Raw genomic sequence first — 10,104 nt, forward strand, 5'->3', positions numbered from 1 at the left:
CCAGGCGCCGGGTGTCCAGCAGCAGGTCGATGCCCTGCGGCGGCGCACCCCAGTCGATTTTGGAACCGCTGCCCCGGGGCACCACCGCTAGGCCGCGCTCGGCGGCCAGGCGCATCGTGTCCATCACCGCGCGGGTCGTGGCCGGCGCCGCGACGAAGCTGGCCAGGTGGCCGGCCACCATGTCCGGTGCGACGGCCTCGCGGGCGAAGTCGGGGCCACATATGTCGATCAGCGCGCGTAGCAGCGGCTCACGCCCGGGAAGCGCGGTCACCATCAGCCCTCCCCGAAGATCGCACAGCTCGAAGATCGTCCACTCTGGCATATCGTACACATGTTCGAATGGCGAGGGGAGACGTGCGTGTGACCGCCCCGGGCACTGCCGTCCCGGTAACGTGGTTCAGCGTGACCACCGACATGCCCACGACCCCGCCCGCGGTCCGTCAGGTGCCCGCGGAGCGCACCTTCCACGGCGACACTGTCACGGATGAGTTCTCCTGGCTCGCCCAGAAGGACAACCCGGACACGATCGCCTATCTCGATGCGGAGAACGCCTGGACCAAGGCGGCCACGGCACACCTCACCGAGCTCCAGGACACGATCTTCAACGAGATCAAGGGCCGCACCCAGGAGACGGACCTGTCGGTGCCGAGCCGCAAGGGCGGCTACTGGTACTACACCCGCACGGTCGAGGGCCAGCAGTACGGCATCCATTGCCGCGTCGCCGCCGCGCCCGGTGACATCGACCCGCCCGCCACCGGTGCCGGCGCCCCGCTGCCGGGCGAGGAGGTGCTGCTCGACGGCAACGAGCTAGCCGCGGGCAAGCAGTTCTTCGCGCTCGGCACCTTCGACGTCAGCCCGGCCGGTGACCGCCTGGCCTACTCCGTCGACTTCGACGGCGACGAGCGCTTCCTGCTCAAGGTCAAGGATCTGCGCACCGGCGAGGTGCTCGGTGACGAGGTGCCCGACACCTTCTACGGCACCGCCTGGTCGGCCGATGGGTCCACGCTGTTCTACATCACCGTCGACGACGCCTGGCGGCCCAGCAAGGTGTGGCGGCACATCGTCGGGCAGGCCGCCGCGGACGACGTGGTCGTCTTCGAGGAGGCCGACGAGCGCTTCTGGGTCGGCGTGGAGCTCACCCGCAGCGAGAAGTTCATCGTCATCGACTCCAACAGCAAGATCACCAGCGAGATCCGGGTCATCGACGCGGCCCGCCCGACCGCCGAGCCCGCCGTCATCCGCGAGCGGGTCCAGGGCGTCGAGTATTCCGTCGAGCACCACGGACACCGCTTCCTGATCCTGCACAACGAGAACGCCGAGGACTTCGCGCTGGCGTACACGTCGGTGGACAACCCGGGCGACTGGGTCGAGCTGATCGCGCACCAGCCCGGCACCCGGCTGGAGTCGGTCGACGCGTTCCAGCGGCACCTGGTCGTCTCGCAGCGCCGCGACGGGCTGACCGGCCTGCGGGTGCTGGCCGACGGCAGCACCGACAGCTACGACATGGAGTTCCCGGAGCCGATCTACAGCGTCGGGCTCGCCGGCAACCCCGAGTACGACACGAACATCGTGCGGATCAGCTACACCTCGATGGTCACGCCGGAGTCGGTCTACGACGTCGACCTGATCACCCGGGCGATGGTGCTGCGCAAGCAGAAGCCGGTGCTGGGCGGCTACGACCCGGCGGACTACGAGCAGTTCCGCGAGTGGGCGGTCGCCGACGACGGCACCAAGGTGCCGATCTCCGTCGTCGCCCGCAAGGGCACGCCGCGCAACGGCACCGCGCCGCTGCTGCTGTACGGCTACGGCTCGTACGAGCTGAGCATGGACCCGTACTTCTCCATCCCCCGCCTGTCGCTGCTGGACCGCGGCGTCGTCTACGCCATCGCGCACATCCGCGGCGGCGGTGAGATGGGCCGGCGCTGGTACGAAGAGGGCAAGATGCTGGCCAAGAAGAACACGTTCACCGACTTCGTGGCGTGCGCGCGGGCGCTCGTGGCGTCGTCGTGGACCACGCCGGAGCGGCTCGTGGCGCGCGGCGGTTCGGCCGGTGGCCTGCTGATGGGCGCGGTGGCCAACATCGCGCCGGAGGCCTTCGCGGGCATCGTCGCCCAGGTGCCCTTCGTGGACCCGCTGACGTCCATCCTGGACCCGTCGCTGCCGCTGACGGTGACGGAGTGGGAGGAGTGGGGCAACCCGCTCGAGGACGCCGACGTGTACGCGTACATGAAGTCCTACAGCCCGTACGAGAACGTCGGGAAGCTGGCGTACCCGAAGATCCTGGCCGTGACCAGCCTGAACGACACCCGGGTGCTCTATCACGAGCCGGCCAAGTGGATCGCGCGGCTGCGGTCGGTGGCGCCCGACGGCTCGTACCTGCTGAAGACCGAGATGGGCGCCGGGCACGCCGGGCCCAGCGGCCGTTACGACTCGTGGAAGGAAGAGGCGTTCGTGAACGCCTGGACCCTCGACACCCTGGGCCTGGCCTGAGCGACTGCGGGGGCCCGGCCGCGTCGGCCGGGCTCGCGCCGCGTCAGGATCCGGCGGTACGGCGCAGCGCGACGACCGCGATGTCGTCGGCCTGTTCTCCCGCCCCGGCCAGGCTCACCAGGAGCCGCTGGCAGAAGGCGTCCAGGCTCGGCTCCACCCGGGCGGCGCAGCCGGCCAGGGCGTTCAGCCCCACGTCGATGTCGGCGTCCCGGCGTTCGATCAGGCCGTCGGTGTAGAGCACCAGCGTGCCGCCGGGCGGCAGGACGAACTCCAGGTCGGCCGGCCGGGGCGCGTTGATGCCCAGCAGCGGGCCGCGTGGCTCGAGGAAGTGGGCTTCGCCGGCCACGTGCAGCAGCGGGGGCAGGTGGCCGGCGCTGGCCAGGCGAACCCGGCCGGTGTCCGGCTCGAGGGTGAGCAGGCACAGCGTCGCCGACTCGGCCGGCAGCACGGTACGCATGAAGCGGTTGACCAGCTCCAGCACCGCGCCCGGCGGATGCCCCTCCACCGCGTACGCGCGGACGGCGTGGCGCACCTCGGCCATCACCGTCGCCGCGTGCAGCGAGTGTCCGGCGACGTCACCGATCGCCACCAGCAGCCGGCCGTCCAGCATGGTCAGTTCGTAGAAGTCGCCGCCGACCTCGGTCTGCGCGCCGGCCGGCTCGTAGCGGACCGCCAGCTCCAGCCCGGGCACGTCCGGCAGCCGGGACTGGAGCAGGCTGCGTTGCAGGGTGACGGCGATCCGGTGCTCCTCGTCGTACGAGCGCTGCGCCTCCACCGCGGCCGCCACCGCCTGCGCGAGCTGGCGCAGCACCGGGAAGCCCGGGCTCTGCGTGCTCGACGGGACGGCCACGTAGACGGGCATCCGGTCGTTGCGCAGCCGGGCCGCCGCCACCGCGACCGACTCACCCTCCGGCCACGGGCCGGCGCCGCTCCAGGCGGCGGTGTCGTCGGTGCGCAGGGTGGACCCGACGGCGATCTCGTGGTCCTCGCCCGACCCCGGCTGCACCGTCGCGGGGGCACCGTTCGCCACCGCGGCCACGCCGTCGCCGTCGGACGTCTCGGCCACAACCACGACCGGTCCACCGAAGATCTCGTGGGCCCCGTCGGCCGCCGCCTGCAGCAGGCCGGGCAGCGTCGAGGCCGAGTTGATGGCCAGCGTCGTCTCGGCCAGCCGGACCATCCGGGCGGCCAGCGTCTCGGCGCGCTGCCGGGCCCGGTAGTAGCGCAGGACGGCCTGGGCCGTGGCGATGAGCTCGTCCGGCTCGATCGGCTCGACCAGGTACGCGTCCGCGCCCCGGTTCAGCCCCTGGGTGCGGTCCACCACGTCGACCGCGTGCGCCGATACGTGGATGACCGGCAGGACGCCGTACTCGGGATCGGTCTTGATCCGCTCGCAGACCTCGAAGCCGTTCATGTCGGGCAGCTTGACGTCGAGCACGACCAGGTCGATGTCGGCCTCGGTGAGCCGGAGCAGGGCCTCGCCGCCCGTCTCGGCCTCGACCACCGAGAACCCGGCCCGCGACAGCCAGCTCACCAGCAGGTAGCGCTTGGTCGCGCTGTCGTCGACGACCAGCACGGTCGCCGGGGTCATGGCGACACCGGCAGGGAGACGGTGAACGTGCTGCCCTGGCCCGGCTCCGAGCTCACCCGCAGCGCGCCGCCCAGGATGCCGACCAGCCGGCGGGCGTACGGCAGGCCCAGCCCGGTGCCCTTGCCGCTCAGCGCGTGGCTGCCGGGCACCTGGTAGAACTCCTCGAAGATGCGTTCCTGCAGCTCGGGCGGGATGCCGGTGCCGGTGTCGGCCACGGTGAGCTCGATCTCGTCGCCGACCCGGGTGGCGGCCAGCCGCACCGAGCCCTCGGCGGTGAACTTGATCGCGTTGGTGAGCAGGTTGCGCAGCACCTGGGCGAGCAGCACCTCGTCGGAGCGCATCCGGGTGACGGCGGGCTCCTCCACCACGAAGTCGACCTCGGGCCGGGTGGCCAGCGGGCGCAGCGTGCCCCGGAGCTGGCCGAAGACCGCCTTGAGGTCGACGTCGCTCCAGTTCGGCTCGATCCGGCCGGCCTCCGCCTTGGCCAGGTCCAGCAGGTCGTTGACCAGCGACAGCAGGTCGGCGGCGGAACCCCGGATGAGCTCCACCTGGCGTTCCTGCTCGGAGGTGAGCGGGTCGGAGGCGTCGTCGCTGAGCAGCCGGCCCAGGCCGATGATCGCGGTCACCGGCGCCCGCAGCTCGTGGCTGACGTTGGCCAGGAAACGGCTCTTCGCCTCGCTCGCCGCGCGCAACTGCACGGACTTCTCGTCCAGCTCGTTGTAGAGCGCGACGACGCCGCGGTTGGTCTCCTCCAGCTCGTCGGAGAGCTGGTGGTAGAGCGCCATCACGCCCCGGTTGGTCTCCTCCAGTTCGGCGTTCAGCCGGGCCAGGTCGTCGCGTTGCGCGCGTACCTCGTCCAGCGTCGCGATGAGCTGCTGGTTCTGCACCGCGAGCTCGTCCAACGGCGTTCCCGGCACGTGGCCGGCGAGTTCGGCACGAATGTCATCCATACGGTCGGGACTCAGGACCGGCGCGTTCGGCGGGAGTCGACGAGACATCCGCACGACCGTTCCGATCTCCCCATCCCTTACCTCCATCGAATCCACCAGGCGTCCGACCTGGGCCAGCTGGGCGGCGAGCCGGTCCGCGTCCCCGTGCGCGGCGTGTTCCAGCTTCACCGTCAGTGCAGGTACCCCGTCCGAGCCGGCTGCGAACACCACCTCGGTCTCGCGGCCGGTGGCGACCAGCAGCCGGCCCACCTCGCTGAGGGCGGTGGCCAGCCGGATCTGGTCCCGGGGCTCCAGGCCGACCAGCCGGCCCACCTCGCGGCCCAGCTGCCGGACCGCGAACACATCCTGCTCCACCCGGAGCCGCGTGCGCACCAGGGGATCAGGGCTGGTCATGACCCACGCGCCACGAGAACGCCGGCGTCGTCGCGCCGGGTGCCGGCGTCCCGCAGCACCGTCGCCGCGATGACCTGCGGTGAGTGCGAGAGCAGACCCGGGTAGTCGGCGGCCTTCCAGCGGTCGACCACGCCGTCGGAGTGCATCAGCACGATGCCGCCGGCGGGCAGCGGGTAGTCGTACTCGCGGATCTGCCGGCGCTGGTGCCCGGCGATGCCGGGCAGCGAGACCATGCCGCGCCGGCTGCCGTCCGGGTTGAGCACCGTGCCGGCGATGTTGCCCAGGCCGGCGTAGCGGACCAGGCCGGCTTCCGGGTCGAGCTCCGCGACGGCGAGCGCGGCGCCCCGGGTGTGGCTGAGTTTGCGGTGCAGCGCCTCCACGACTGTGGCCGGTGGCGCGGCGGCTGCGTCGACGAAGACCCGGACCGCCTCCTGAGTGGCCGCGTGGGCGAGCCGGCCGTGCCCGAGCCCGTCGCAGACCAGCACCTGCCGGCGACCGTCGGCCTCGCGCACGGCGAAACCGTCGCCGCTGACCGGCACGCCGGCCACCGCGCGGGTCAGTACGGCCGCCCAGGGCTGCGGCGGGGTCTCACCGGACCACACCTGCAGGGCCATGACCGTGCCCCGGCCCGGCACCGAGTGCAGGTCGGACCAGCTCGACTGGCGCACGATGGCACCGAGACCGATGCCCAGGGTGCCGGCCGTGGAGTGCCCGTCGCCGATGGCGCGGGTGATGTCGGCCATGCCGGGACCCCGGTCCAGCGCCAGGATCTCGACCCCGGCCCGCCCCGGTACGCGCACCGCGCGCAGCAGCAGGGTCCCCTCGTCGGCGTGCTTGACCAGGTTGCTGGCGGTCTCGGTGGCGACGATGGCGAGGTCGGCGATGCGGGCCGGGGGCATGCCCAGCTCGGTGGCGAGCCGCTCGGCGGCCCGGCGGACGGCGGCGGCCGTACCGGCGGCTTCCACCCGGAACCAGACTCCCGCGTCGAGGAGCCCCTCGGGTAGTGACGCCACCGCGCCTCCGCTCATCGGCACCACTTGATCACGCTGATCGTCGTACCTTGACCGACTGCGGTGTCGATGTCGAACTCGTCGACCAGCCGTCGCGCCCCGCTCAGACCCAGGCCCAGGCCACCGCCGGTGGTGTAGCCATCGGTCAGGGCCAGATCCAGGTCGGGTATGCCCGGTCCGTGATCGCTGAAAACGATCCGGATCCCGCTGCGGCGGCCGTTGTCGACCCGGCCGGCCACGACGGTGCCACCGCCACCGTAGACCAGGGTGTTGCGGGCCAGCTCGCTGGCCGCCGTGACCAGTTTGGTCTGATCGACCAGGGACAGCTTGACCGAGACGGCGAGAGTGCGGACCAGCTGACGGACCCGGACGACATCCTGGTCGGAGCGAATGGCCAGCGTCTCCTTCGCGACGATGTCGTCCCCGGCCGTCACGACGCGGCTACGACGGCCTCGTCGGCGTCGTCCTCGTCGGCGTCGTCGTCGAACTCGAACTCGGCGTCCCGTTCGCGGGCGAGCAGCTCCATGCCGAGCTCGACGTTCAGCGCGGTGCGGATGCCCGGCAGCGACAGACCCAGCTCGACGAGGGTGATGGCCACCGCGGGCCGCATGCCGACGACGACCGTCTCGGCGTCCAGCACCCGCGAGATCGAGGCGATGGTGGCCAGCGTGCGGCCGACGAAGGAGTCGACGATGTCCAGGGCACTGATGTCGATGATCACGCCGTGGCAGCCGGTTGCCACGATCCGGTCGGCCAGATCCTCCTGCAGCTGCAGGGCGGTCTGGTCCTCCATGTCGATCTGGATGGACACCAGCAGGATGTCGCCGATCTTGAGGACCGGTACGCGTTCCACGGGCTCAGCTCTCCCGGCGTCCGGCACCGCGCCGACCGGCGTTGACGTCCGTCTTGCGCAGCACGTGGCGCAGGGCGTCGGCCAGGCTCGCCTTGGTGGCGATGTCACCGAACTCGATGCCCAGCGCCACGATGGTCTGGGCGATCTGGGGCCGGATGCCGGAGATGATGCAGTCGGCACCCATCAGCCGGGCGGCCACCACGGTCTTGAGGATGTGCTGGGCGACCTGGGTGTCCACGGCCGGGACGCCGGTGATGTCGATGATCGCGTACGGCGACCCGGTGTCGACCAGGGTCTGCAGCAGGCGTTCCATCACCACCTGGGCGCGGGCGGAGTCGAGGGTGCCGACCAGCGGGACGGCGACGACGCCCTCCCACAGCTTCACCACCGGGGTGGAGAGCTCCAGCAGTTGCTCGGCCTGGTCGGAGATGAGCTCCTCGCGCGCGCGGACATAACTGTCGAAGGTGAACAGCCCGGCCCGGTCGATGAACGCCGAGAAGGCGACATAGTCACGCAACGTAGCCGCATCGATGTCGCCGCCCTGGCCGAGGACGGTCAGCATGGCCTCCTTGAGGGCGAAGATGCTGACCGCCGTCTCGGTGGCGCTGAAGCCCTGCCGGGCGCGGGTGTTGGACAGCTCGCTGAGCAGCGCGCGCAGCTCGCCCGCGGCGTCGGCCTGGAGGTCGTCGGCCCCGCCGGACAGCGCCGACTGGAAGCCTTTCTGCAGCTCCGCGATCTGCCGGTGGAGCTCGGCGTGGCTGAGCCGGCCCCGCAGCAGGGTCGCCACCGCATCGGTCCAGGCGGTGGTCAACGCGTCGCCGTTGCTCTCCAGCAGTCCGGCGAAGCGTCCTACTTCCTCGGTGCTCAGCGCCACCGCCGCCTCCCTGATAGTCATCATTCCTGGGAGCGGCTCCGCGGATCGCGGGCAGTCGTCACCGAGGGACGGCCGGACTTTACCACCGCGTCTTCGGTTACTTGCTGTAGGCCAATTAAAATCTCGGCACCAACTCGGTCCCCGTTCTGCGCACCTGTCCCGCCGTGGAGTAGCGTTCGGGACATAACTGGAGGTCCTGAATGTCCTTGACGGTACAAACGGAACAGCGCGGCGAAATGGTCGTCGTGTCGGTCGCCGGTGAACTCGACATGGCCACCGCGCCGCAGCTCCAGGACCAGATCAGCGACCTGCTGGAGAAGGGGCGCACCCGTCTGGTCTTCGACCTCGCGGAGGTGTCGTTCTGCGACTCCACCGGGCTGTCGGTCTTCGTACGCGCGAAGAACAGCACCGACGACGCCGGCGGGGTCGTGCGCCTGGCCGCCCCGCAGCGCGGGGTGCTGCGCATCCTCGAGGTCAGCGGCCTGGTCGAGGTGCTGCACACCTACCCGACCGTGGACGAGGCCGTGACGGCCGAGGAGCCCGCGCTCGACTGAGCCGATCAGTCTGGTTTGTCGCCCACCGGCCATGGGAAACTGCTGCCCGGCGAACCCTCGCCTCACGTGCAGGAGTGACTCTTGTCCATGCTCAAAGGCTTCAAAGACTTCATCATGCGGGGCAACGTCGTTGACCTCGCCGTCGGCATCGTCATCGGCGCCGCGTTCACCGCGGTCGTCACGGCCTTCACCAACGCCTTCCTCAAGCCGCTGATCCAGCTCCTCGGCGGCGGGACCGGCGCCTCGGCCGGCACCTGGGAAGTCGATGGCGTGAAGTTCGACTACGCCAGCTTCATCAACGCGGTCATCACGTTCCTGCTGACCGCGGCGGTGCTCTACTTCCTCGTCGTCTACCCGCTCAACAGGCTGGCCGAGCGCCGCAAGCGGGGCGAGGAGCCGCCGCCGGAGGCCCCGAGCGAAGAGGTCAAGCTGCTCACCGAGATCCGTGACGCGCTGGTCCGCCAGCAGGTCGCGCCGGGTGCGGTCAACGACATCCTGGGCCGGCACCAGCAGCAGGACCCGCCGCAGCGCTGATTCCGCGAAAAGATCAACCCACCCGGCACTGTTCGAACAGATGTTCGATACAGTGCCGGGATGGAACAGCGTAAGCACTGGTGGAACGGCAGATGGGGCCGCATCGCCCGCAAGGACGTCTACCTGCGGACGAGCGGCGACCAGTGGTACGTCGAGCAGCGCGCCGGTGGCTCGGACGGCGTCTCGCACTTTTTCGAGTACGACAGCGAGGACGCCGCGCTGGACATGGTGCGCGCGCTGCTGGTCGGCCCGGACGAGTGGCGTGAGCTGTCGGTCCGCCCGCCCGCTCGCTAGGCCGCGCGGCGTCGTTCCGCCTCCCGGCCCGGCACCGGCGCGGCCGCGGTGAGCGGTCCCCGCGGCACCAGGCGCAGCTTCGGCAGGGCCGGTTCGGGCGCCGGCTCCTCCTCGACGAAGTGCCAGCCGTTGCCACCGCCCACCCGGTCACCGGGAGGCCGGGCCGAGTCGCCGGTGACCCGGGACAGCGCCACCACGATCAGGTAGCCGAGGAGCACGAAGCCGTGGCTGACCAGCCGCGTCGTGTCGACCCGGGCCGCCGACAGGTCGTTGACCGAGAGCAGCAGCAGCATCCCGACGAAGGCGGTCAGCATCGGCACCAGGCCGGTGGACCGGCTGCGGCGCAGCGCGATGAAGAGGAAGCCCGCCCCGACGGCCACGTTCCAGGCCGCCGACTCGTGCCACAGGTGCCCGGGCGTCGCGTCCAGCCCGGTGTGCACGTGGGCGCTGCTGGCCCCGCCCCCGACCTGGGCCAGCCCGAGGATGAGCTGCACGGCGCCGACCGCGGCGAGGGCCACGAAGAGCGGCCCGGAGCTGAGCCGCCGGCGCCGGCGGGCCGGC

The 10,104-nt window shown here is 71.2% G+C and carries 11 protein-coding genes and 1 pseudogene; 4 read left to right on the forward strand and 8 right to left on the reverse strand.

The window, feature by feature from the left end:
* Positions 1-274, reverse strand: a 274-nt coding sequence (locus AB0C29_RS18945) for an FAD-binding protein (RefSeq protein WP_360821776.1), incomplete at its 3' end; no start/stop codon positions are given.
* 128 nt (positions 275-402) lie between these two features.
* Here AB0C29_RS18945 and AB0C29_RS18950 point away from each other — a divergent pair.
* A complete protein-coding gene (locus tag AB0C29_RS18950) occupies positions 403-2,490 on the forward strand; it encodes a S9 family peptidase (protein WP_360821777.1) in 2,088 nt (695 codons plus the stop codon).
* A gap of 43 nt (positions 2,491-2,533) precedes the next feature.
* On the opposite strand, the gene AB0C29_RS18955 is transcribed toward AB0C29_RS18950, so the two are convergent.
* Genes AB0C29_RS18955 through AB0C29_RS18980 form a run of 6 tightly spaced genes read right to left on the reverse strand, consistent with a single transcriptional unit; the run spans position 2,534 to position 8,161 of the window.
* Positions 2,534-4,081, reverse strand: coding sequence for a fused response regulator/phosphatase (locus tag AB0C29_RS18955; protein ID WP_360821779.1), 1,548 nt, complete (start codon positions 4,079-4,081; stop codon positions 2,534-2,536).
* Positions 4,078-5,424, reverse strand: coding sequence for a sensor histidine kinase (locus AB0C29_RS18960; protein ID WP_360821781.1), 1,347 nt, complete (start codon positions 5,422-5,424; stop codon positions 4,078-4,080). The genes AB0C29_RS18955 and AB0C29_RS18960 overlap by 4 nt, the downstream gene beginning before the upstream one ends.
* Positions 5,421-6,452: a SpoIIE family protein phosphatase gene (locus AB0C29_RS18965; RefSeq protein WP_360821783.1), complete on the reverse strand. Its 1,032-nt coding sequence runs from the start codon at positions 6,450-6,452 to the stop codon at positions 5,421-5,423. The genes AB0C29_RS18960 and AB0C29_RS18965 overlap by 4 nt, the downstream gene beginning before the upstream one ends.
* Positions 6,449-6,868, reverse strand: coding sequence for an anti-sigma regulatory factor (locus AB0C29_RS18970; RefSeq protein WP_360821785.1), 420 nt, complete (start codon positions 6,866-6,868; stop codon positions 6,449-6,451). The genes AB0C29_RS18965 and AB0C29_RS18970 overlap by 4 nt, the downstream gene beginning before the upstream one ends.
* Entirely contained in the window at positions 6,865-7,287 is a 423-nt protein-coding gene (locus tag AB0C29_RS18975; protein ID WP_360821787.1) for an STAS domain-containing protein, read from the reverse strand. Before AB0C29_RS18975 ends, AB0C29_RS18970 begins: the two co-directional genes overlap by 4 nt.
* 4 nt (positions 7,288-7,291) lie before the next feature.
* Positions 7,292-8,161, reverse strand: a complete 870-nt coding sequence (locus tag AB0C29_RS18980; protein WP_360821789.1) for an STAS domain-containing protein — start codon at positions 8,159-8,161, stop codon at positions 7,292-7,294.
* Positions 8,162-8,361: 200 nt separating this feature from the next.
* On the opposite strand from AB0C29_RS18980, the gene AB0C29_RS18985 reads away from it, so the two are divergent.
* The 3 genes from AB0C29_RS18985 to AB0C29_RS18995 all read left to right on the forward strand — a co-directional run bounded on the left by AB0C29_RS18985 (position 8,362) and on the right by AB0C29_RS18995 (position 9,543).
* Positions 8,362-8,715, forward strand: a complete 354-nt coding sequence (locus tag AB0C29_RS18985) for an STAS domain-containing protein (RefSeq protein ID WP_203773135.1) — start codon at positions 8,362-8,364, stop codon at positions 8,713-8,715.
* A gap of 87 nt (positions 8,716-8,802) precedes the next feature.
* Complete coding sequence (mscL, locus tag AB0C29_RS18990; RefSeq protein ID WP_360821791.1) at positions 8,803-9,249, forward strand: large conductance mechanosensitive channel protein MscL; 447 nt, start codon at positions 8,803-8,805, stop codon at positions 9,247-9,249.
* 60 nt (positions 9,250-9,309) lie between these two features.
* Complete coding sequence (locus tag AB0C29_RS18995) at positions 9,310-9,543, forward strand: hypothetical protein (protein WP_360550743.1); 234 nt, start codon at positions 9,310-9,312, stop codon at positions 9,541-9,543.
* Here the strand turns inward: AB0C29_RS18995 and AB0C29_RS19000 are convergent.
* Positions 9,540-10,104: pseudogene (locus tag AB0C29_RS19000) on the reverse strand (hypothetical protein); the annotation flags it as partial. The gene AB0C29_RS18995 and the pseudogene AB0C29_RS19000 overlap by 4 nt on opposite strands.

The sequence above is a fragment of the Actinoplanes sp. NPDC048791 genome, assembly GCF_040650095.1.
GTDB lineage: Bacteria > Actinomycetota > Actinomycetes > Mycobacteriales > Micromonosporaceae > Actinoplanes.